Source organism: Vulcanococcus sp. DEBay_Sum29NL08_54 (assembly GCF_017859255.1).
Lineage (GTDB): Bacteria > Cyanobacteriota > Cyanobacteriia > PCC-6307 > Cyanobiaceae > Vulcanococcus.
The window spans coordinates 1-20,382 of record NZ_JAFMNJ010000029.1 but is presented as its reverse complement, the minus strand read 5'-3'; the positions used below and the strand labels follow the sequence as shown (position 1 = coordinate 20,382).

The 20,382-nt window shown below is 65.4% G+C and carries 26 protein-coding genes and 1 tRNA gene; 10 read left to right on the top strand and 17 right to left on the bottom strand.

The genetic code is table 11. From position 1 onward, the window contains the following. The 3 genes from QZ186_RS09355 to QZ186_RS09345 form a co-directional block, all read right to left on the bottom strand. Positions 1 to 110: VOC family protein (locus tag QZ186_RS09355; protein WP_296416557.1), on the bottom strand; the 110-nt coding region annotated here is incomplete at its 3' end. Positions 111 to 172: 62 nt separating this feature from the next. Continuing rightward, positions 173 to 1,174: a porphobilinogen synthase gene (gene hemB / locus QZ186_RS09350; protein WP_010315171.1), complete on the bottom strand. Its 1,002-nt coding sequence runs from the start codon at positions 1,172 to 1,174 to the stop codon at positions 173 to 175. A 59-nt stretch (positions 1,175 to 1,233) separates the two neighbouring features. Beyond that, on the bottom strand, positions 1,234 to 1,380 hold the full coding sequence (locus QZ186_RS09345) for a hypothetical protein (RefSeq protein ID WP_247477012.1): 147 nt from the start codon (positions 1,378 to 1,380) through the stop codon (positions 1,234 to 1,236). A 100-nt stretch (positions 1,381 to 1,480) separates the two neighbouring features. On the opposite strand from QZ186_RS09345, the gene QZ186_RS09340 reads away from it, so the two are divergent. Next, positions 1,481 to 1,618, top strand: a complete 138-nt coding sequence (locus QZ186_RS09340; protein ID WP_010315168.1) for a hypothetical protein — start codon at positions 1,481 to 1,483, stop codon at positions 1,616 to 1,618. 211 nt (positions 1,619 to 1,829) lie between these two features. On the opposite strand, the gene gluQRS is transcribed toward QZ186_RS09340, so the two are convergent. The 3 genes from gluQRS to QZ186_RS09325 form a co-directional block, all read right to left on the bottom strand. Next, entirely contained in the window at positions 1,830 to 2,786 is a 957-nt protein-coding gene (gene gluQRS / locus QZ186_RS09335) for a tRNA glutamyl-Q(34) synthetase GluQRS (protein ID WP_296416555.1), read from the bottom strand. Between the two features lie 83 nt (positions 2,787 to 2,869). Further along, on the bottom strand, positions 2,870 to 3,145 hold the full coding sequence (locus tag QZ186_RS09330) for an HU family DNA-binding protein (protein ID WP_010315164.1): 276 nt from the start codon (positions 3,143 to 3,145) through the stop codon (positions 2,870 to 2,872). Positions 3,146 to 3,340: 195 nt separating this feature from the next. After that, positions 3,341 to 4,075: an MBL fold metallo-hydrolase gene (locus QZ186_RS09325; RefSeq protein WP_296416553.1), complete on the bottom strand. Its 735-nt coding sequence runs from the start codon at positions 4,073 to 4,075 to the stop codon at positions 3,341 to 3,343. 56 nt (positions 4,076 to 4,131) lie between these two features. On the opposite strand from QZ186_RS09325, the gene QZ186_RS09320 reads away from it, so the two are divergent. Further along, positions 4,132 to 6,186: a glycogen-debranching protein gene (locus QZ186_RS09320; protein WP_296416552.1), complete on the top strand. Its 2,055-nt coding sequence runs from the start codon at positions 4,132 to 4,134 to the stop codon at positions 6,184 to 6,186. Positions 6,187 to 6,191: 5 nt separating this feature from the next. Here QZ186_RS09320 and QZ186_RS09315 read toward each other — a convergent pair. Then, a tRNA-Gly gene (locus QZ186_RS09315) sits at positions 6,192 to 6,262 on the bottom strand. Positions 6,263 to 6,359: 97 nt separating this feature from the next. Here QZ186_RS09315 and QZ186_RS09310 point away from each other — a divergent pair. The 5 genes from QZ186_RS09310 to plsY are packed head-to-tail and all read left to right on the top strand — an operon-like array spanning position 6,360 to position 10,481. Beyond that, a complete protein-coding gene (locus QZ186_RS09310) occupies positions 6,360 to 7,751 on the top strand; it encodes an MFS transporter (protein WP_156797823.1) in 1,392 nt (463 codons plus the stop codon). Between the two features lie 12 nt (positions 7,752 to 7,763). Beyond that, on the top strand, positions 7,764 to 8,537 hold the full coding sequence (locus QZ186_RS09305) for an ABC transporter permease (protein WP_296416550.1): 774 nt from the start codon (positions 7,764 to 7,766) through the stop codon (positions 8,535 to 8,537). Further along, positions 8,534 to 8,935, top strand: coding sequence for a DUF3119 family protein (locus tag QZ186_RS09300; protein ID WP_071777941.1), 402 nt, complete (start codon positions 8,534 to 8,536; stop codon positions 8,933 to 8,935). The genes QZ186_RS09305 and QZ186_RS09300 overlap by 4 nt, the downstream gene beginning before the upstream one ends. Further along, positions 8,932 to 9,831, top strand: a complete 900-nt coding sequence (locus QZ186_RS09295) for a DUF3086 domain-containing protein (protein WP_296416549.1) — start codon at positions 8,932 to 8,934, stop codon at positions 9,829 to 9,831. The genes QZ186_RS09300 and QZ186_RS09295 overlap by 4 nt, the downstream gene beginning before the upstream one ends. After that, complete coding sequence (gene plsY, locus QZ186_RS09290; protein WP_247477002.1) at positions 9,828 to 10,481, top strand: glycerol-3-phosphate 1-O-acyltransferase PlsY; 654 nt, start codon at positions 9,828 to 9,830, stop codon at positions 10,479 to 10,481. Before QZ186_RS09295 ends, plsY begins: the two co-directional genes overlap by 4 nt. On the opposite strand, the gene proC is transcribed toward plsY, so the two are convergent. From proC to der, 6 genes are all read right to left on the bottom strand, one after another. Next, positions 10,478 to 11,293, bottom strand: a complete 816-nt coding sequence (proC, locus tag QZ186_RS09285) for a pyrroline-5-carboxylate reductase (RefSeq protein WP_296416548.1) — start codon at positions 11,291 to 11,293, stop codon at positions 10,478 to 10,480. The two genes, plsY and proC, sit on opposite strands and share 4 nt — an antisense overlap. After that, entirely contained in the window at positions 11,290 to 11,850 is a 561-nt protein-coding gene (locus QZ186_RS09280; protein WP_247477000.1) for a cell division protein SepF, read from the bottom strand. Before QZ186_RS09280 ends, proC begins: the two co-directional genes overlap by 4 nt. A gap of 94 nt (positions 11,851 to 11,944) precedes the next feature. Beyond that, positions 11,945 to 12,556, bottom strand: a complete 612-nt coding sequence (locus QZ186_RS09275) for a YggS family pyridoxal phosphate-dependent enzyme (RefSeq protein ID WP_296416547.1) — start codon at positions 12,554 to 12,556, stop codon at positions 11,945 to 11,947. Between the two features lie 54 nt (positions 12,557 to 12,610). Then, positions 12,611 to 12,877, bottom strand: a complete 267-nt coding sequence (locus QZ186_RS09270) for a PipX family protein (protein WP_247476996.1) — start codon at positions 12,875 to 12,877, stop codon at positions 12,611 to 12,613. Between the two features lie 24 nt (positions 12,878 to 12,901). Continuing rightward, a complete protein-coding gene (locus tag QZ186_RS09265; RefSeq protein WP_010315129.1) occupies positions 12,902 to 13,810 on the bottom strand; it encodes a CbiQ family ECF transporter T component in 909 nt (302 codons plus the stop codon). Positions 13,811 to 13,834: 24 nt separating this feature from the next. Beyond that, a complete protein-coding gene (gene der / locus QZ186_RS09260; protein ID WP_010315124.1) occupies positions 13,835 to 15,199 on the bottom strand; it encodes a ribosome biogenesis GTPase Der in 1,365 nt (454 codons plus the stop codon). 140 nt (positions 15,200 to 15,339) lie between these two features. Here der and QZ186_RS09255 point away from each other — a divergent pair, with 140 nt between their 5' ends. Then, positions 15,340 to 15,723, top strand: a complete 384-nt coding sequence (locus QZ186_RS09255) for a L,D-transpeptidase (RefSeq protein WP_247476995.1) — start codon at positions 15,340 to 15,342, stop codon at positions 15,721 to 15,723. A gap of 115 nt (positions 15,724 to 15,838) precedes the next feature. Here the strand turns inward: QZ186_RS09255 and QZ186_RS09250 are convergent, their stop codons facing one another. Next, entirely contained in the window at positions 15,839 to 16,294 is a 456-nt protein-coding gene (locus QZ186_RS09250) for a DUF1823 family protein (RefSeq protein WP_296416546.1), read from the bottom strand. Between the two features lie 28 nt (positions 16,295 to 16,322). Between QZ186_RS09250 and dusB the strand changes: the two genes are divergently transcribed. Then, complete coding sequence (dusB, locus tag QZ186_RS09245) at positions 16,323 to 17,330, top strand: tRNA dihydrouridine synthase DusB (protein ID WP_296416556.1); 1,008 nt, start codon at positions 16,323 to 16,325, stop codon at positions 17,328 to 17,330. Here the strand turns inward: dusB and QZ186_RS09240 are convergent. Beyond that, the gene (locus QZ186_RS09240) at positions 17,327 to 17,968 is read right to left on the bottom strand and encodes a DUF4079 domain-containing protein (protein WP_247476993.1); all 642 of its coding nucleotides are present in this window, start codon (positions 17,966 to 17,968) and stop codon (positions 17,327 to 17,329) included. The two genes, dusB and QZ186_RS09240, sit on opposite strands and share 4 nt — an antisense overlap. Before the next feature lie 13 nt (positions 17,969 to 17,981). Next, positions 17,982 to 18,776, bottom strand: coding sequence for a precorrin-2 C(20)-methyltransferase (locus tag QZ186_RS09235; RefSeq protein WP_296416545.1), 795 nt, complete (start codon positions 18,774 to 18,776; stop codon positions 17,982 to 17,984). Between the two features lie 55 nt (positions 18,777 to 18,831). On the opposite strand from QZ186_RS09235, the gene QZ186_RS09230 reads away from it, so the two are divergent. Beyond that, positions 18,832 to 19,371: an acireductone dioxygenase gene (locus QZ186_RS09230; RefSeq protein WP_247476991.1), complete on the top strand. Its 540-nt coding sequence runs from the start codon at positions 18,832 to 18,834 to the stop codon at positions 19,369 to 19,371. Here QZ186_RS09230 and QZ186_RS09225 read toward each other — a convergent pair. Then, positions 19,368 to 20,240 carry a LysR substrate-binding domain-containing protein gene (locus QZ186_RS09225; RefSeq protein WP_296416544.1) on the bottom strand — a complete coding sequence of 291 codons (873 nt, stop codon included), beginning with the start codon at positions 20,238 to 20,240 and terminating at the stop codon, positions 19,368 to 19,370. The two genes, QZ186_RS09230 and QZ186_RS09225, sit on opposite strands and share 4 nt — an antisense overlap. Positions 20,241 to 20,382: the final 142 nt, after the last annotated feature.

Below are 20,382 nucleotides of genomic sequence, written 5' to 3'. Positions count from 1 at the left end.
TCCTCGGCTTCCCAGGTCAGCCGCAAGCCCAAATCGAGATAGAAACGCTTGGCCCTCTCCATGTCCTGCACCCGCAGGGCGACATGGCCAAGGCGATGGTTGCAGGACATGGGGCTCAAGGCGACCAACCCATTGTGAGATGGCCGCTGTCTCAACCGTTGAGAAGCCAGCCTCAGCCCTGGCGCAGCCATTCGGCTGCATCACAGGCGTGATAGGTGAGGATCAAATCCGCACCAGCACGCTTGAAGCAGAGGAGGGTTTCAAGCACCACAGCCCGCTCGTCAATCCAACCCTTTTCAGCGGCCGCCTTGACCATGGCGTACTCACCACTGACGTTGTAGGCCGCGATCGGCAGCTCGCTCTCCTCACGGAGGCGGTGAATGATGTCGAGGTAAGCCAGACCGGGCTTGACCATCATGATGTCGGCCCCCTCTTGCTCATCGAGCTGGGCCTCGGTGATGGCCTCGCGGGCGTTGGCCGGATCCATCTGGTAGGTGGACTTGTCCTTCGGGATGGGCTTGCTGGCCACCGCACGAGGGGCGGAATCCAGTGCTTCACGGAAGGGGCCGTAGTACGCCGAGGCGTATTTCGCCGTATAGCTAATGATGCCGACGTGCTCGAAGCCTTCCTCATCGAGCGCTTCGCGGATGGCACCAACGCGGCCATCCATCATGTCGCTGGGGCCGATCAGATCCGCACCGGCACGGGCCTGCGCAACGGCCTGCTTGCACAGCAAGGCAACGGTTTCATCGTTGAGCACGACCCCTTCGCCACTGACGATTCCGTCATGGCCATCGCAGGAATAGGGGTCCAGGGCGACGTCCGTCATGATCGCCATCTCGGGGTGTACCTCCTTGAGGCGGCGGATCGCCCGGGGGATCAGGCCACCTTCGTTGAAGCACTCCGCACCGTCTTCGGTCTTCAGGCCATCGGCCACCTTCGGGAAGAGGACGACGCAACGGATCCCCAGGTCCCAGGCACGACCGACTTCTTGCACGAGTCCATCCAGGCTCCAGCGCTGACAGCCGGGCATCGCCCCGATGGGCTCGTTGCTGGCCCCCTCATGGACAAAGAGGGGATAGATGAAGTCCGCGGGACTCAGGGAGGTCTCCCGCACCATCGCCCGCAGGGCAGGGGAACGGCGCAGGCGGCGGGGACGGTAGGTGAGCTCCATCGGGGGCTGGCTCAGCGAACTCGAGACGGGTCGGATCCTACGGAGCCCTCACCTGCAGGTCAGGTTTCGTTCCCGCCAAACATGTCGTCGTAGCCCTGGTACGGGTCAAATTCCGACCAGCCAGGGCTGGCTTCATTGAAGAGGCCGTAACGGGCCGCCTCGTCATCCATCAGCGTGTTCCCCGTCGGCTGGGTGTTGCAGGTCACTCCCCCATCCGGCGTGGGCTGGCAATCGTCAAAGACCACACCCGCCCGGGCCAAAACAGGAACGCAACAGCAGCTCACAACGAGCAGAGCGCCTGAGAGGATGGGCGCCGCTTTCGCCCTGGCCGCGATGTACACCGACTGGACCGCCATTGCCCTGCTGCTGCTGACTGCAGCACCCCTGTTGGCCGTGGTCGCAACGACGGCTTTCTTCATCTGGCGGCAGAAGACGAAGCGCTGATCAACAGGATGGTGCCCTGACCCACGCATTGCAAGCAGGTGCGGTAGCCGGCCGTTTGCGTGCGCTGGATGCCGCTCCCTCCACACCTGGGACAAGGCTTTGCACCCTCATTGATGGCTGTGTTCCCCTGCTCCTCGGGCCTGGCCATGGGCCGCTCCTGGTGATGGCCTCACTTTGTTCACAGCCAGGGGGTTTGATCCCGAAGGGATTGTTAAGCCTTGCTCAACTGCTGCCGCAAGGTCCCGAGCTGGCACTGCTGCAACAGCTCCTGGGCGCTGAGACAGGACCCTTCCGGCACCAGCTCTAAGGAGGCGGCTAAGCGACCAATCGCCGCCTCAGGCAGAACGCCCTGCTCCCGCCAAACCGCAAGGCCCATGCCGCCATCGCGTTTGGACAGGCGCTGGCCCTGATCATCCATCCAGAGGGGCAGGTGCCAGTAACGCGGCGGCTCCACGCCCAGGTGCTGAAGGACCGCCACCTGTGGTCCCGTGGCCGGCCAGAGGTCCAAGCCGCGCACCACATCACAGATGCCAAGTGCCCACTCATCGACCGCGGTCGCCAGGTGATAGGCCAGGAAACCATCGGCCCGGCGCAGCACCACATCACCGACCTCCGTCGGTCCGTCGAGGCACCCCTCAGGCCCCAACTGCTCTGGCCAACGAAGGGGGCCCGGCTCCAGCTGCAGCCGCCAACTGGGCAGGCGCTGATCCTCCAGACCCCAACGGGGAGTGAGTGGCCGGCAAAAACCGGGATAGACCCCCGATCGGCCATGGGGGGCCGAGATGTCAGCCAACATCCGACGGCTGCAGCGGCAGGGATAGAGCTGGCCGCTACGCCGCAAGGCCGAGAGGACCGTGGCGTAGAGACCGCGGCGCTCGCTCTGGCGCAGCACCGGTCCATCCCAAAGCAAACCCAGCCAGCGCAGGTCCTCTCGAATGCTGGCCTCCGCCCCTGCTCGATTGCGGGGCGTATCGAGATCGTCAATCCGCAGCAACCACTCGCCGCCCTGCAGCCGGGTGATCAACCAGGAGAGCAAGGCCGTGCGGAGGTTGCCCAGATGCAGTGGACCCGTCGGGGACGGCGCATAGCGACCCCGGCGAGCCGTTTCCTTCAGATCGGCGACCTCGCGCCGTAACGCTCTGAGATGAGAGGGCAGCAAGGTAGACATCGATCAACCGCAAGGCCCGCAACACGCAAAAGGGCGACCCGAAGGTCGCCCTCTGCTCAACACCGTGAATGGGCGCGGCGTGATCAGCCCTGAACGCGATCCTTGAAGAGCTTGCCTGCGGTGAATGCAGGGACGCGCTTCGCGGGGATCTTGATCTTCTGGCCGGTCTTGGGGTTCAGGCCTTGACGGGCAGAGCGCTCGCGGGGCTCGAAGGAGCCGAAGCCAAGGATCGACACTTTCTTACCTTCGACAACCGAATCGATGATGGTGTCGATGGCCGCGTCGACCACCTGGGCCACGTCGGTCTTGGTCAACTCGGTGCGAGCAGCCACGAGATTGACGAGGTCAGCTTTGTTCATCGGAGTGGAAGCCTCTGGGCTCAGTAGCAGCAGGGCGGAGTGAGAAAACCCCGCCACCACTGGTTTCAGCGCGCCAATGGTATGGGGGTTGGCAAGGGGCGGCAACCTCAAAACCCCTTTTCCCATGCCGTTTTTGCCACATTTGCTGCCGAAATCGGCCCTTTCGCACTGTTTTGTGCCCCTACGAGCCGATCCCTAGACGGGCTCCTGGCCCTCTAAAGCAGCCCAGTCCAGGGCCTGCAACTGCTGTTGAACATCAGCGATCAAGGCCTCGCCCCGCAGGGCCCCCAAGCCAGCCCCACTCGCCAGAGCAACCGGCGTGGAGCGGGGCAACCAGTCCCCCAAGGCCTCCAGGCTGCGCAACCAACGGCTCCAATGGAACGAACGGCGCGTGCGCAGGGGACGGGCCTCACCCGACGCGACTGGACTGAGCAGCCGCCCGCAGAACAGCAGCGGCGCGCCATTGAATGCCCGATCAGCGAGCAGCACGGCACTGCCCGGGGTCGGGCCTGGGGTCCAGCGCAGGCTGTATCCCGGGGCGAGGGACTGCTCTGACGAGAAGGGCTCGAGTCCATCAACGGTCGGTAAGAGGTAGGCCTCCTGCTCCTGCAGGGAGACCGGCCACTGCAGCTCCTCTTGAAAGCGTCGGGTGCGGCCGTGGCCATCACGGCTGGTCAAGACCAGTCGACCCGGGCCGCGCTCCCGCAGAAAAGCCAGGTTGGCTTGATTCAGTCCTGGACAGTCGATCAGAAGACCCGCGCATCCCTCCCACTCCGGGGTTTCCAGCCACCAGGCCGAGCCCCCCAGCGTGTCGCGGTTGGGGGCAAACAGCCAGAGGTTCTCAAGCACCTGACGCGGCGGGCGCCCTTCCGGCAAGGGCTCTGCAAACACCGAACCGGATGCAGCCTGCTGGGGGCTCTCCTCACTCATGACGGGCCACAACCGCTCCACCACCTTTAGCTTGTGGTGGCAGCCCCCAGGATCCGTTGGCTTCGATCCACCTCGGACAGCCCTGGCCCCTTGGGGCGCAAGCGACGCCCAGGGGGGTGAACTTTTCCCTGGCCGCTCCCAGTGCCAGCCGGATTGAGCTGCTGCTGTTTCGCGATGGCAACGCCAGTGAACCCGAGCAAACGATTGAGCTGAGCAGCAGCCACCGCTCCGGCGACATCTGGCACGTGGAGGTCGAGGGCGTCGGCATCGGCTGCTGCTACGCCTACCGAGTCTTTGGCCCCCTGCAACCGGGGAACCACGGCTACAACCCGTCCAAGTTGCTCCTTGATCCCTGTGCCCGTGCAATCACAGGGTGGGATGTCTACAGCCGAATCGATGCCCTCGGCGGGATGCCGAATACGGCGAAGTGCCTCAAGGGGGTCGTCACCGAGCGGGATCGCTTTGATTTCCAAGCGGCGCCCAGACCTCGCCACAGCTGGCAGCGCACGCTGATTTACGAGCTGCACGTGGGGGGCTTCAGCCGCGGCCAGGGCAGCCCAGTCACCCCGGACGCCCAGGGGACCTACCTGGGGTTAATCGAACTCATTCCTTATCTCAAGGACCTCGGCATCACCACGGTCGAACTGCTGCCGGTGATGGCGTTCGACCCCCACGATGCACCCGAGGGACGCATGAACTACTGGGGCTACAGCCCCCTCAGCTGGCTGGCCCCCCATCACGGCTACCAGCAGGGAGACGATCCCCTACAGATCCGCCATCAGGTGAGGCAACTGGTGAGCGCCTGCCACCAGGCAGGCCTCGAGGTGCTGGTGGATGTGGTCTACAACCACACCTGCGAGGGCAACCAGGCCGGCCCAACCCTGAGCTGGCGCGGAATTGACGACCGCCTCTACTACCACCAGAACGCCAAAGGCGATTACCTCGACGTCAGCGGCTGCGGCAACTCCATTGCGGCTAACCGGCCCTTGGTGCGGCGCCTGATTCTTGAATCGATGCGCTGCTGGGCCCTGGAGCTGGGGGTCGACGGCTTCCGCTTCGACCTCGGCATCGCCCTCAGCCGCGGGGAAGAACTGGCTCCTCTCGACAAACCACCACTGTTTGAAGAGATCGAAGCCGACCCCGAGCTCTCCGATCTGAAGTTGGTCAGTGAGCCCTGGGACTGCGGCGGCCTCTATCGCCTGGCCGATTTCCCCGCCAAGCGCATTGGCAGCTGGAACGGCCGTTTCCGCGATGACGTGCGTCGCTTCTGGAAGGGAGATGACAAGAGCTGCTGGGCCATGGGCCAACGCCTGAGCAGCAGTCCCGATCTCTTCGGCGGCCAACCAGCCGTCCTGGGGCGCAGCATCACCTTCTTAACCGCCCATGACGGCTACACCCTGAACGACCTGGTCAGCTACGGCGGTAAGCACAACCTGGCCAATGGGGAGGACAACCGCGACGGGGATAACCACAACAACAATTGGAATCACGGCGCCGAGGGGCCCTGCAGCGACCCCGACATCCAATCCCTAAGGAATCGGCAACTGCGCAACCTGCTGGCGAGCCTGCTGCTCGCCCCCGGGGTTCCCATGTTGCTGATGGGGGACGAGGTGCGCCGCAGCCAGGGCGGCAACAACAACACCTGGTGCCAGAACAACATCCTCGGCTGGATGCATTGGGCACCGGACGCGGAGGACCTCGAGCTCAAACGGTTCCTGCAACGGCTGATTCAGATCCGCCACCAGTGGGCTGATTTGTTCAATCCCGAGGTGCCCCATGCCGAGGCCAAGTCCCCCCGCTTCGATCAGCCGGGACACCTCATTCGCCAATGGCACGGCCCCAAACTCGGACAGCCGGATTGGGCCAGCTGGTCCCACACCCTGGCCTGGAGTCTCAACGACCGTCAGCGGGGCCCCTTGATCTGGTGCGGGATGAACGCCTACTGCGAGGACCTGAGTTTCGAAGTGCCCAAGGCGAATCACGGCTGGCGCCAGGTGATCAACACCGCTGATGCTGATGCTGCACCCGCCGACCCCCAAGCCTGGAACGGTGCAACCCAGGCCATGAAGAGCCGCAGCCTGGTGCTGCTCGTGGAGCAGAGCTGCTTCTAGAGGGAAGCGGGCTGCGGGAATCGAACCCGCATCATCAGCTTGGAAGGCTGAGGTTTTACCACTAAACTAAGCCCGCAGCAGTACAAACGCACTAGGAGCGTTCGGTGCTGAACGCCAGCGGATCGGGTTTCGCGCTGACTAGAGCATTATGACCTGCGTTCGGGACTGCGTCCTTGGCCGCCACGCCTCAAGCCCCTAGCGATGCCGTCGATCTGCGGGGCAGACCACGTCAACGCTTGCTCTGGGCCTATGGCCTCGGGGACGTCGGCACGGGCATGGGCGCCTCCCTGATTGGCTTCTATTTACTGCGCTTCTACGTCGCCGCGGGTCTTCCCCCCTGGCTCGCCGGCCTGGCCTATGGGCTCGGACGGCTTTGGGATGCCGTCAATGACCCGATCGTCGGCTGGCTCAGCGACAAGACCGTCAACACCAAACTCGGCCCACGTCTCCCATGGATCCTCTGGAGCGCCGTTCCCCTGGGTGCCTCCATGGCACTGATGTGGTGGCTGCCCCCCTGGGACAACATCTGGACCAAGTTCTGGGTCTTTTTGGTGGTCTCCGTGGTCGCCAACAGCCTCTACACCTGCGTCAATCTCCCCTACACAGCCCTTGCGGCCGAACTCACCACCGACGTCGGACTGCGGACCCGGCTGAACACCTCCCGCTTCACCGGCTCGATCCTGGCCACGATCACCGCGGCCCTGCTGGCGGGGGTGCTGGTGAGCGATCTTCGCGATCCCTCCACCTATCTCCCGGTCGGCCTGGTCTCGGGCGTGATCATCAGCCTCTCGGGCCTGCTCTGCGGTTGGGGCCTGCTGCCGGCCGCCCGCAATTGCCAACGGCCTGAACCCACCCCCGGAACCACCCGCAAGTTGCTGCGGCGGGTGGCCCAGAACGGCCGCTTCCTAATGGTGCTGGCCCTCTATCTGCTGCTCTGGTGCTCCCTGCAGCTGATGCAGGCCGTCTCACTCTTCTTCCTTCCGGTCGTGCTCCAGGTGCCCGAGGGGCTGAGCAAATTGATCCTGTTGCCCTTCCTGCTCAGCTCCCTTGGGGGGCTCTGGCTCTGGAACAACGTCTCCCATCGAGCCGGACGCCTTCAGGCCCTGCGCCAGGGGGGGCTGCTCTGGATCATCGGCTGCCTTCTGGTGATGGTGCTCCAGCCCCTGAACAGCAGCCTGCCCCTGCTGGCCACCGGCAACCTGCTCAAGCTGGTCCTGCTGGTGGTCACCATCGTTTTGGCCGGCATCGGCGCCTCGACGGCCTATCTCATTCCCTGGTCGCTGCTGCCCGATGCCATCGACGCGGACCCGGAGAAGCCCGCCGGGCAGTACAGCGCCTGGATGGTCCTGGCCCAAAAGGTCTGCATCAGCGTCGTCATTGCCCTGTTGGGCATGGTCCTCAGCGCCAGCGGTTACGACGAAGCCCTCGCCAACACCGCCCAACCGGCCAGCGCCCTAGTGGCGATCCGGCTGTGCATGGGCATCATTCCCGCAGTGTTGGTGGTTCTTGGGCTAGTGGTGACGCGCCGCTGGCCCGAGAGGGGCCTGCATCTTCAAGCCAGCTAGCCACCCCATCGCATGCCTGCCCGCCGCCTTCCCGCCTGGCTTCGCCCCCGCTGGCTGACCCGCTTGGGGGAAAGCCTGCTGATTGGCGGTCAAGCCGTCTCGGCCCTGGCCAAGGGCCAGATCAACCCGAATGACCTCATCGCCGAATTGATGGAGGCGGGCCCCGGCAGCTTCCTGATCATCCTGATCACCGGCCTGGCGGCAGGCACGGTGTTCAACATCCAGGCCGCCTCGGAGCTGGTCAAGCAGGGCGCGGGGTCAACCGTGGGCGGGATCCTGGCCCTGGGACTGGCCCGTGAAATCGCACCGATCCTCACCGCCACCCTGGTGACCGGAAAGGTGGCCACGGCCTATGCCGCCCAACTGGGGACCATGAAGGTCACCGAACAGATCGACGCGATCACGATGCTGCGCACCGACCCGGTCCAGTACCTCGTCGTCCCGCGTCTGCTGGCCATGGTTGTCATGACCCCTGTCCAATGCCTCGCCTTCTTCGGGGTGGCGATCTGGTCGGGTCAAGTCAGCAGCGCCATCCTCTACAACATCCCGCCGGATGTCTTTTGGACCTCCGTGCGCGGCTGGATGCAGCCCTCGGACCTGCCGGCGATGCTGCTGAAGGCCGGTGTCTTCGGCCTTCAGATTGCCGTGATCGCTTGCGGCTGGGGCCTCACGACCCGGGGCGGCCCCAAGGAAGTCGGCACCAGCACCACTGGCGCCGTGGTGATGATCCTGGTGACCGTGTCCTTGATGGATCTGGTCCTGACCCAATTGCTCTTCGGTTCATGAGTCCTGCAACCGTGACTGGATCCGGTCCGAACCCTGATCAGGGCACGATCCTGGCCCCGCGGATCTGGGTGCCCCTGGGGGTCCTGCTGCTGGGCTTGGCCTGCCTGCTGCTCAACGTTTGGGCCGCCGCGCTGGTCAGCGTCTTTGGCCTGTTCCTGCTGGTCCAGAGCCAGATCCTGCGCCTGCAGTTCTGCGCTGAGGCCCTGATCGTCTGGCGGGGCGAGAGCGTCCTGCGCCGCTTCCCCTACAGCGAATGGCTCAATTGGACGGTGTTCTGGGGGCCATTCCCTGTGCTGTTCTATTTCCGTGAACAGCAGAGCATTCACTTCCTGCCCGTGTTGTTTGATGCCAACAGCCTGCGCGAGCAGCTCAACCACCACGTGAGCGCCCAGCCATGAGCGACGACGCCACCAATCCAACACAACCGGACGACTGGACGGCCCTAGCCACCAGCGAACTGCGGCAGCAGCGCGATGCCCTGCAGCAGGAGATCAGCGAGCTGAGCAGCCGCCGGGATCAACTGCAGCAGGAGATCCAAAGCAGCTTTGCCGGCCAATCCGACTCCATCGCCCGGCGGGTGAAGGGGTTCCAGGACTATCTGGTGGGAGCCCTCCAGGAACTGGCGGTCTCCGCCGAACAGATGGAGCTGGTGGTCCAGCCCCTGGTGGTCCAGCCCTCTCCCTTGGATCAAGCCGCCGCAGCCGAAGCCCAAGCCACAGCGGCGGCTGAGATCCCTGCTCCGGCACCGGCGGGGCTGTTCAGCAATGACGAAGCGCTGATTCGCGATCGCCTCGAGAGCTTCCAAGGCCAGGCCGACTTCTACGCCGATCCCTGGAAACTACGCCGGAGCCTGGAGCCCGGCGGCGCGGCCCTGTTGGAGGACTGGTTCCTGGCCCAAGGGGGCCGCGGAGCCCAACCCAGCTGCGGCAGCCGCAACCGCAATGCCCTGACCACCGCCGCCGCCATCTCGATCCTGGGCGAGCTCTACGGCGAGCGCTTCCAGACCTTGGTGCTGGCGGGGATGCCCGAGCGCCTCGGGGAATGGCGCCGGGGCCTGCAGGATTGCCTGGGCCTGAACCGCGAAGACTTTGGGCCGAGCAGCGGCATTGTTCTCTTCGAGCGCGCCGATGCCCTGATCGAACGGGCCGACCGCCTGGAGGAGCGCGGCGAACTCCCCTTCATCGTGGTGGACGCGGCCGAGCCGGCCGTCGAGGTGCCGATCTTGCAATTCCCGGTCTGGCTGGCCTTTGCAGGCAGCCCCACCGAGCTCGCCCTGGAGGATGACCTGCTGTGACCGACTTCGTGATCGCGCCTCTGCTCACCCTGGCTCTGGCCTACCTCTTGGGCTCGTTCCCCAGTGGCTACCTGGCGGGGCGTTGGCTCAAGGGAGTCGACATCCGCACCCTGGGATCCGGCTCCACCGGCGCCACCAACGTCCTGCGCCAAATCGGCAAGGGCCCCGCTTTGGTGGTGTTCCTGATCGATGTGCTGAAGGGCACCGCCGCGGTGCTCCTGGCCAAAGCCCTACTCCAGCCCGATGGCACCAACGCCCTGAGTGATTGGTGGGTGGTCGCCTCCGGTTTAGCGGCGTTGGCCGGCCACATCTGGCCCATCTGGCTGGGCTGGCGTGGGGGTAAGGCCGTTGCGACTGGATTGGGGATGCTGCTGGGCCTGGCCTGGCCCGTCGGCCTGGCCACCTTCGGGGTCTTCCTGACGGTGATCAGCGTCAGCCGCATCGTCTCCCTCTCGAGCGTGCTCGCCGCCCTGAGCCTGCCTCTGCTGATGCTGGCGCGCTTCGCCTCCCTGGGAGAGGCGATCCGTCCGGCCTACCTGAGCCTCTCGATCGTCGCCGCCGTGCTGGTGATCTGGAGGCACCGCAGCAACCTGAGCCGGATCGCTGCGGGCACCGAGCCCCGCCTGGGGGACAAGAAAAAAGAGGCCTAACCGAGCGCGCGGCTGCGCTCTGCGGCCGCCACGACAGCCTCAATCAAGGCGGACCTCAGACCTGAGCTCTCGAGGGCGCGGACGCCGGCAATGGTGGTGCCGCCCGGGCTGGTCACCATGTCCTTGAGCTGGGCGGGATGCAACTGCTGCTCATGCAACAGCGCGGCGGTCCCCGCCAAGGTGCGATGGGCCAGGTGCAGAGCTTGCGCCCGCGGCAGGCCGGAGGCCACCGCCCCATCCGCCATGGCTTCAGCCACCAAGGCCACAAACGCGGGTCCCGATGAGGTCAGCGCGAGGAAAGCATCGAGCTGCGTTTCAGGCAGCTCCAGCACCTCACCCACCTGGGCAAACAACTCCAACAGCCAATCCTTCTGCTCGACCTCAAGACCCTCGCCCCAGGCCAAGGCCGTCAGGCCAGCGCGCACCAAGCAGGGGGTATTGGGCACGGAGCGCACCACACGCCAGCCGGGGAAGAGGCGCTGCAAACGCTCGAGCTTCACTCCGGCCAACACAGAAATCAGCAGCGGCAATGCACCGGGAGCGGGGGCTGGAGCCGCGGCTGCCACGGCCTCCAGCTGCTGAGGCTTCACCGCCAGCATCACAACCGGAGCCGCCCAGGCTTCACGGCCATCGACGCTCACCGAAAGGCCCGCGTGCTCAGTCTGTAGACGCTGGGCCGAGGCCTGGGAGGCGACGACGGCGCGCACCGAAGCACGCTGCACCAGGCCGCTCTCCAGCCACGGAAATAGCAAAGCCTGGGCCATGCGGCCCAGGCCAATCACCCCGAAGGTCGAGGGGGAGGTGAGGCTCAACCGACGTTCGCGCCGTACTCACGACCCCAGGCGGGGGTGGGGGCGATGTCCTGCTGGGGCTCATCAACGCTCTCGCGGTGAGCCACGGTGGGGGCAGAGGCCTCTTCACTGCCGGCGCTGGTGACGGTGACGCAGCTCGGGGCGAACAGGAAGATGCTCTCGCCGACGCGCTCCTGGTGGCCGTCGATGGCGAAGGTGCCGCCGGCCACGAAGTCAACGGCGCGCTGAGCCTGATCGGGCTCCATCATCGTGAGGTTGAGGATCACGGTCTTGCGCTCACGCAGGGCCTGGATCGCGCGAGGCATCTCGTCGAAGCTGCGGGGCTCCATCAAGGTGACCTCAGCCGCCGAGGTGGAGATGCCAGGCATGCCAATCACATTGCTCCCAGCGAAGGGATCAACGGAATCGAAATCGCTGGTCAGAGCGAGTGCACCAGAGGGGGTCGAACCACTGGTTTCAGGCATGTCGCCCTGGTCGTAATCGAGATCGTCGTCCTCATAACCGTCGAGGTAATCGTCTCCGGAAACAACTGCACGCAGGCGGGAGAACAACGACACCGTGAAACCTCGGATTTGGCTTTCAACCTAGATAGCGTCCCATGTGAGCGGTGACAAGGGTTTCAGCGGATCATTGTTGGCTTTCATGCCGGTTTCAAAGCTTCGGACCAAAGAGGGCTGAACCCACCCGGACCCAGGTGCTCCCAGCGGCGGCCGCCTCGGGCCAATCACCGCTCATTCCCATCGACAATTCGGCCAGACCCAGGCGCTTGGCCAGAGCCGAACACTCCGCAAATAACGCCTCCCGCTCTGCCCCCTCCACCTCCAGGGGAGCCATGGTCATCAGACCGACAATCCGCAGGTGCGGCAGCTGCTGGAGCCGCGGCCATTCCCGCTCCAATTCCTCAACGGAGAGGCCCCCTTTGTTGGGATCGGGGCGCAGCTTGACCTGAAGAAAGATGGAGGGCAGCAGCCCTTCCTCTCCTGCAATCCGCGAGATCCGCTCGGCCAGGCTCAAGGAGTCCACGGAGTGAATCACGCTGAATTGCTTCAGCACCGGCCGCACCTTGTTGGCCTGCAGACGGCCGATGAAGTGCCAATCCAGGTCAACGCAATCGGTCAGTTCCTGCTGCTTCGCCGTGGCCTCCTGCAGGCGGCTTTCACCAAAGCTGCGTTGCCCGGCTTGCGCCAACGCACGAATGCTGCTGGCGGGGTGACCCTTGCTCACCGCAAGCAAGCGGGTGTGGGAGGGCAACTGTGCAGACAAGGCTGCAAGACGATCTGCAGCAGGGGAAGTGCCCAACAGTTAGAGGCCCAACGGCTAGATGAAGGTCTTGTCGAACAATTGTCGCCAGCTGGCATGCACCTCGGGACCTTCTCGGCGGGCGCGATTGAGATTTTGCTCGGCCAGATGGCGGGCATCCATCAAGGGGATGACCTCAAATTCGACGCTGCGGCCCTGCACCATGACCAGAAAAAACATCCTCTGGGCGTAGAGGGTGGCGTAGACCTCCCGGCCATCGCCCGTCTCGGCGACGCGATAGAGCAAGCCAAAGGTGGGGTGATTGAGATAGCGCTCGTTGCTCACACGCCAAGGTCGGCCAACCGTCTATCAAAGCGCACCGAAGCGCCAGCGCAGCACCAGAACGGCAAGCAAGCCCATCCAGCCGAAGGCCTGAAGCACGGGGGCCCGAAGCCTGGAGCGCAGGAGTTGTGAGGGGGCCATCCACTGACCGCCCCGGGCCAACAGGGCCTCCGCCCCCTGCTCCGCCCTCAACAAAACGTTGGCCAGCAACCGCTCCCCCAAGGCCAGGACCAGGCCCACTGACGCCTGAAAGCCCAAGCGCCGCAGGTTGACCGAACGGGTGGCGAGGGAGCGCAGGAGGTTCTGGAACTCCTCTTGAACCAGCGGCAGAAAACGCAGAGCCAGCAGCAAGGTGAAGCCCAGCCGCTCCACGGGAACCCCCAGGCGACCCAGGGGAGCGATGCACCAACTCAGGCCCCAGACCAACTCCTCCGGTGGGGTGGTCAGCAGCAGCAGGTTGGCGCTGTGAATCACCGTGAACAGGAGCGTGGCGCTGTTGATCCCCAACTCCGCCGAGCGGCGGGTCACCACCAACGGACCCAGCGGCAGGGGGCCCAGTTGCACCGGACCCAGCCGCAGCAACTCCCAACGCAGGCCCTGCTGATCGGAGCCCAACTCCAATTCCTGGGGAGGACGATTCAAGGAGGCAGGCGCCAGGGATCCCGTCGGCAGGGTCGTCGCCAGGGCTCCCACCAACACCGAGAGGACCAGAAGCAAGGGAAGGGTGCGGCGCCAGAGGCGCCAGGGCAGCCCACTGCAGGCGGTGAACAGCAGCAACAGACCCACCAGGGCCAGCCGCCACCAGGGTCCAGCCAGGATCGGGGTCAGAAGAAACGCCACCGTCCAGGCCAGCTTCAGGCGGGCATCGAGAAGCCGCAGCCAGCTGCTGGTTCCATCGACGTACTGGCCGATGGGGATCTGCCGCAACCAATCCATCAGGGCTGAAGCCGGCTCAGGCCCTCAGCGTCCCCTGGCCTGCTGCCGCGCCAGATCCCGCTCCGCATCGCGCTGCTGCTTGCCGCGCCAGAACAACTTGAGCGGCGACCCCTCAAAGCCCAGACCCTCACGGATTTGCCGTTCGACGTAGCGACGGTAGGTGTCCCCAAACAACTTCGGGTCGTTGACGAACAGGGTGAAGCTTGGGGGGCGGACGGCCACCTGGGTGCCGTAGTAAATCCGGCCCTGACGTCCGCCGCGACTGGTGGGCGGAGAGCGCCAACTGACCGCTTCTCTGAGCACCTCATTGACGACCGAGGTGCTGACGCGGCGGCGATGCTGCTCCACAGCAACGGCCGCGATCGCAAAGATGCTTTCCACCCGCTGACCGGTCAGCGCCGAGGTGAAGAGCATCGGAGCCCAGTCCAGGAAATAGAGCTTGGCCCGCAGCTCTTTTTCCATGGCCGGCATGGTGTGGCTGTCTTTTTCGATGGCGTCCCACTTGTTGACCACGACCACGCAGGCCCGCCCCTCTTCTTCAATGCGGCCCGCGAGGCGTTGATCCTGCTCGGTGACGCCATCGAGGGCATCGATCACCAGCACGCAGACATCGGAGCGCTCGATCGCCTTGAAGCTGCGGTTGATGCCGAAATACTCCGGCCCGTAATTCACCGAACGGCGGCGGCGAATACCGGCGGTATCCAGCAATTTCCAGGGCTTCCCTTCCCGCTCGATCGAGGTGTCGATCGTGTCGCGGGTGGTGCCGCGAATCGGACTGACAATGGCCCGCTTCTCGCCGCAGACCGCGTTCAGCAGGCTGGACTTGCCGACATTGGGACGGCCCACGATGGCCATCTGGATGGGCTCCTCCCCCTCCAACTCCTCGGCGGCAGGCAGGTGGTCCACCATCCGATCGAGCAGATCGCCGGTCCCAGCGCCGTGAATGGCGGAGATCGGAAAGGGCTCACCGAGTCCCAGGCTCCAGAACTCGGCGGCCATGGCGAGGCCCGCCTCAGGGGACTCGCATTTGTTGACCGCCAGAAGCACCGGAACGTTGTGCCCCCGCAGCCACTCGGCGATGGACTCATCTGCAGCCGTCAGCCCCTGCTGGCCATCGGCGATCACCACCGCAACTGAGGCCTCGGAGAGGGCGAGGTTCGCCTGCTCACGAATTTCCGGCAGGAATTCGCTGTCGTCGTCGAAGACCAGACCACCGGTGTCGACCACCTTGAAATGGCGATCCCGCCAATAGCCCTGCTGATAGGTGCGATCGCGGGTCACACCGGGTTCGTCGTGAACGATGGCCTCGCGACTACGGCAGAGGCGGTTCACAAGGGTGGATTTGCCCACGTTGGGGCGGCCAATAATGGCAACGACGGGCAACGCCAAAGAGTTATCGCAACAACTGCCGTAATCCGACCCTACAGGCCGGCAGAAGCGAAAATCTTTCCGCCAGTCTCAAAGCGAGACCAGGCGAGTCTCGCTAGAGGAAGGGTGTTCTGTCCCCCGCCCGACGGCGGTCTCCCGCGATGGTGGAACTGATTGCCTCGATCGTGGTCGATCTCTCCGACCAGAAGCTCTACGTCTACAACCAACAACAAGAGCTCGTTCGCACGGTGCTGGTGAGCACTGGCAAAGGCTCCACTCCCACACCGATGGGTGTGGGCCAGGTCTACGACAAGTACCAGAGCGTGACCATGCGCGGCCGGGGCTATGTCGCGCCCAACGTGCCCTGGGCGATGTGCATCACCCAGAACGGAATGATCTGCATGCACGGAGCCCCCTGGCAGGAGCAGGCCAATGAGGCCTTTGGCGTGCCCCGCAGCCACGGCTGCATTCGGATCCCCAGCCCCCATGCCCGCTGGCTGTTTGAGAACACACCCAAGGGAACACCCGTCAGCATCCAGGCCTGAGCCATGCGGGGAGGGCCTTCAAGCCAGATCCTGCAGCTCCTGAGCCTGGAGCTGTTGATCGTGGGCCTGTGGGTCCTGGCCCTCCCTGCCCATCAGGCCCCCGCGAGCCCGGGGATCAGCCAATCGGCAGGTCGCCTGGATGCCCCTGGACCGGATCAGCGGGTTGCTCCAACAAAGGAGGCATCGGACCGCTAGCGGGCAGGGGTTCGCCCCGCTCCGCCAGGTGGGCCAGCAGCCAGTTCACGGCGGTGGCCCGGCGGGTGCGGCGGGGATAGAGGCCGCCAATCCGGTAGCCGCCAAAGCCCAGCTGCTCCTTGAGCAGCTGCTTGTAGGGCTTGGGAACCGACCGGGTCAGGGCCACGCTGGCTGGACGCTCGGCAATGAACTGGGGCTCGATTGGAAAGGACTCCCGCCAGCTGGCCTCCGTCGCCGGGCCGGCGCTCCAAACCCCCTCGCCGTTCTGCTCGTATCCCAGGCGCGGCCAGATCAACTCACACACAAAACGATCGTTGGTGCGGTCCTCCAGCACCGCTTCCAGCAGCGCCCTGCTGAGGGGGTAGGGAATGGGCATCGACCTGGAGTCCGAGAATCGGATCACCATGATCACGCCCGCCACCACCACCGAAGCGATTCAGCTGTCCGGCCAGGGCACACCGCGCCTGCTGCGCTGCCGCGCCCTGCAGTCGCCCTTGGCGGGTGTGAGCGATCGCATCTTCCGCGGGCTGGTGCGGCGCTGGGCGCCCGATGCCCTGCTGTTCACCGAGATGGTCAACGCCACGAGCCTGGAGCTGGGCCATGGCCTGCGAAAGGTCGAGGAGCTGGCCCTCGAGCAGGGGCCCATCGGCGTTCAGCTGTTTGATCACCGGCCCCAGTCGATGGCCGATGCGGCCCGCAGGGCGGAGGCCGCCGGGGCCTTCCTGATCGACATCAACATGGGCTGCCCGGTCAAAAAGATCGCCAAAAAAGGGGGCGGCAGCGGCCTGATCCGCGAACCCGATCTGGCCAGCCGCATCGTGGAGACGGTCTCTGCGGCCGTCTCGATCCCAGTCACCGTGAAGACCCGGCTGGGCTGGTGCGGCAGTGACCTCGACCCGGTGGCCTGGTGCCGTCAACTGGAGAGCGCTGGGGCCCAGCTGCTCACCCTCCATGGCCGCACCCGGGAACAGGGCTTCAAAGGAAGCGCCGATTGGCAAGCCATCGCCGCTGTCAAACACGCCCTGGCGATCCCTGTGATTGCCAACGGCGACATCAACTCCGCCGCCGATGCCCTGCGCTGCCTGGAGCAAACCGGCGCCGATGGGGTGATGGTGGGGCGGGGAAGCATGGGGGCCCCCTGGCTCGTCGGCCAAATCGATGCGGCCCTCAGCGGCCGGCCGATCCCAGAGGCCCCCTCAGCGCTTGAGCGGGTGCTGCTCGCCAAGGAACAACTCCAGGCCCTGGTGGCCGCCAAGGGCGACCACGGGCTACTGATCGCCCGCAAACACATGGGCTGGACCTGCAATGGCTTCACGGGCGCTCCGCAACTGCGGCACGCCCTGATGCGGGCGCCAACGCCCGCCGAAGCCATCGCGCTGCTGGATCAAACCGCCGCGGCCCTCGGCAGCTAGTAAGCGCCGATCTGCAGCAGGTCCCGGGTGCCGCTGACCCCCTGCACGGCAAACAACAGGAGGATCAGCACATTGGCGCTGATGTGCAGCTGCCGCAGCCGAGGGTTGCGCTTGATCTCCGGCCGCGCCGAGAGCGTGAACAGCATCAGACCGCTCAGCAGAACGCCCGCCCAGTAGTGGGAGCTCCAGAACCCGGCGCCGAATGGATTGTCGGAGAGACGCCAGATCTCAGCCTGACTACCCAGGCCCAGGACTCCGGCCCAGCAGAGCAGCGCAAAACTCGCCCGCCAGATCGCCCGGTGCACCCGCAGCAGAGCCGCCAGGGCCACCAGGGTCCCGGCCGACACCAGCAGCAGGAGCCCGTAGCGGCCGGCGCCGCCGCTGAAGTCCGCACCGGCCTCCAGATAGGCCTTGCTGAACGAATAGACGATGGCAATCAGCACCGCCACGACCACCCCAACCGTCAGCCAAAGGCCATGGTCGGCGTGCTCCTGCGGCACCGGTTCGGGCTGCTTGGTGATGCCCAGGCGCTTCTCGCGCACCAGCAGGCCCAGACGAACCGTCGCCCCCATCAGGGGATAGACGAACAGGATCACCAGCACCGGGTGGAGCAGGGCAAACCAGTCAATGGCGCTCATGGCAACAGCTCCTCTAGGGCAGAACCTTGGGCCAACCCTGACGGATCAGCAACAGTGAAAAGTAGGGCTGCTCGTCCGCCGGGATCGAATCGGCCGGGGCCAAGAGCTGATCGGGCCAGCCCACCCGCTGGGCAAACAGGCTGCCGCCGAGCAGACCGCGACGCTCCAGGAGCGGTTGCACCCAGCGCCAGCGGCGGCCCAATTTGAGCAGGGCCAACACCACCTCTTGATGGCGCGCCCAATCCAAGAGAGCCTCCAGGGCCTCTGGATCCTCAGGCGTGGGGCGAATCATCAGACCCTCCTGCTGCAGGGCCAGGGGCCAGGGGAAGCCTTGGGCCGAAGCCGCCGCCGCAGCCGCCGCCGCCGCTGTGATCCCTGGGATCACAGCCACAGGCACCCCTGGATGGCGATCGGCCAAGGCCAGCAGGGCATAGGAGCAGCTGGCATAGAGCGAGGCATCCCCCTCGCACAGCAACACCACCGCCTGGCCCTGCTCCACGGCCAGCGCCAGGGCATCGGCGGCCTCTCGCCAGGCCTGTTGGCGCGGCTCCGCCTCCGCCACCATCGGGAACAGCAAGGGCAGCCGCCGTTGCGCAGCCGAGATCCAGGGCGCCGCGATCTGGGCCGCCATGCCCTCGGCGTCGGGTCTTGCCACGGGATAGGCCACCACGGCCGCCGAGGCGATGGCCTGGATCGCCGCCACTGTTAGTAACTGGGGATCACCCGGACCCACACCCACCAGGGTGACCCCAGGCTTGGCCGCCGTGGCAGCGTCTGCCAAGACGCGCAGGATCGCGCTGGAGGACATCGAAGGGGGCTCAACCGGCCCCTTTCTAGGGTGATGGGATTCAGCGGGCTGGGCGATGAGCGACCTGCAGGTCTTCGGCGAGGCCGAGCAACAAGCCAAGCTGACGACGAACGATCCGGCGGTCATTGCCGCTGAACTCGCTGAGCGGGGCATCGGCTTCGAGCGCTGGCCGGCCCGTGAGGCGCTCCCGGCGGGTGCGGGTCCCGAGGACGTGCTCAAGGCCTATGCCCGGGAGATCCAAGCGGTCCAAGCCCGGGGCAGCTACCCGACGGTCGATGCGATTCGGATGACCCCGGACCATCCCGAGCGCGCCGCCCTGCGCCAGAAGTTCCTCGCCGAACACACCCACGCCGAAGACGAGGTGCGTTTCTTTGTCGAAGGGCGAGGGCTCTTCTGCCTGCACATCGGCGAGGAGGTGCTGCAGGTGCTCTGCGAAGCCGATGACTGGATCAGCGTGCCCGCCGGCACCAAGCACTGGTTCGATATGGGGGCAGAGCCCTGCTTCTGCGCCATTCGCTTCTTTGACAACCCCGAGGGCTGGGTGGCGCAGTTCAGCGGCGACCCCATCGCCGATCGCTTCCCCCGTCTGAACTAAGCCGCCAAGGCGACATCCTCAAAAACCGCCGAAAGAGCCACAGCACGCTGTTGCAGCCCTTCGATCAACTCCGCCACTGCGGGCTGATCGATCAGGTCACGGCGCACCACCAGGGTGTCCCCGGAGCTGTGCCGCATGTCCCAATCCAAACGGACGTTGCCGGGCTGGAGGCTGTCGGAGAAGGAGGTGCCGTAGAGCATCGTCACCCCATCGGCGCTGCGGCCCTCCCAGCTGGCGGGGTCGTAGCGCTGAATCCGAACGGTGTCGCTCCAGAGCCCCTGGGCCTTGAGCTTGGCCTCGGTCTTGGGGAACCAACCCGAAGGAAGAGCCAGGCTGGGGAAGCGCGCGAGATCACCCGAGGAAATCTGCCGCTCGCGGGCCAAGGGGTGATCTGGGGCCGACGTCAGATAAACGGGAAAGTGCAGCAGGTCCACGCTGAAGAACAGCGGGTCATCGGGATCTGGCATATCCGGTTGATAACTGCCAATCCAGGCATCAATCACCCGTTCCTCCAGCAAGGCCAGCGGGCGGGTCTTCCCGGGAAGATCGAAATTGCCGCTGATCCAACCCTGGGGCAAGCCCGGCGCGAACCATGGGCCTGAGCTGAAGGCCGCATCCAGCCGCAGGGGCATCAGCCCCCGCAAGCGGGCCAGTTGGTGCACCCGGCGTTCGGCCTGCAGCAACTCCAGTTCACCCAGCAGGCCCTTGTGCGGAGCGCTGCGATCGAGCTTCAGGTTGAGGGTTTTCAGCGCCCCCCGCAGCTGGCGCGACACCGAGGTTTGGTGCAGATTTAGCCGCCGGGCAGCCTCGTCCTCACGCTCGAGCCAGAGATAAAGATCCAGCGCGGCGAGCTGTTCGAGGGAAAGCACAACAGCCCGAGCCGCTATGGGATTTCAGCAGACCCAGCGCTGCCTCCAGTCGACAGCTGCCGCAGTCTTTGTGGAATTTCACGCCTGCTGGATGCCCACCGAGTGCATCCGAACCAACTCCGGACGCTCCAAGCTGCCGCTG

Bases quoted from the DNA above. Each gene is read 5' to 3' on its own strand.
- QZ186_RS09235 (WP_296416545.1), bottom strand. From the start codon at position 18,776: ATGTCCTCCAGCGCGATCCTGCGCGTCTTGGCAGACGCTGCCACGGCG.
- QZ186_RS09330 (WP_010315164.1), bottom strand. From the start codon at position 3,145: ATGAACAAAGCTGACCTCGTCAATCTCGTGGCTGCTCGCACCGAGTTG.
- QZ186_RS09230 (WP_247476991.1), top strand. From the start codon at position 18,832: ATGAGCGACCTGCAGGTCTTCGGCGAGGCCGAGCAACAAGCCAAGCTG.
- hemB (WP_010315171.1), bottom strand. From the start codon at position 1,174: ATGGAGCTCACCTACCGTCCCCGCCGCCTGCGCCGTTCCCCTGCCCTG.
- QZ186_RS09240 (WP_247476993.1), bottom strand. From the start codon at position 17,968: ATGAGCGCCATTGACTGGTTTGCCCTGCTCCACCCGGTGCTGGTGATC.
- QZ186_RS09250 (WP_296416546.1), bottom strand. From the start codon at position 16,294: ATGCCCATTCCCTACCCCCTCAGCAGGGCGCTGCTGGAAGCGGTGCTG.
- dusB (WP_296416556.1), top strand. From the start codon at position 16,323: ATGATCACGCCCGCCACCACCACCGAAGCGATTCAGCTGTCCGGCCAG.
- QZ186_RS09340 (WP_010315168.1), top strand. From the start codon at position 1,481: ATGGGCGCCGCTTTCGCCCTGGCCGCGATGTACACCGACTGGACCGCC.
- gluQRS (WP_296416555.1), bottom strand. From the start codon at position 2,786: ATGTCTACCTTGCTGCCCTCTCATCTCAGAGCGTTACGGCGCGAGGTC.
- QZ186_RS09325 (WP_296416553.1), bottom strand. From the start codon at position 4,075: ATGAGTGAGGAGAGCCCCCAGCAGGCTGCATCCGGTTCGGTGTTTGCA.
- QZ186_RS09255 (WP_247476995.1), top strand. From the start codon at position 15,340: ATGGTGGAACTGATTGCCTCGATCGTGGTCGATCTCTCCGACCAGAAG.
- QZ186_RS09295 (WP_296416549.1), top strand. From the start codon at position 8,932: ATGAGCGACGACGCCACCAATCCAACACAACCGGACGACTGGACGGCC.
- QZ186_RS09265 (WP_010315129.1), bottom strand. From the start codon at position 13,810: ATGGATTGGTTGCGGCAGATCCCCATCGGCCAGTACGTCGATGGAACC.
- QZ186_RS09300 (WP_071777941.1), top strand. From the start codon at position 8,534: ATGAGTCCTGCAACCGTGACTGGATCCGGTCCGAACCCTGATCAGGGC.
- QZ186_RS09305 (WP_296416550.1), top strand. From the start codon at position 7,764: ATGCCTGCCCGCCGCCTTCCCGCCTGGCTTCGCCCCCGCTGGCTGACC.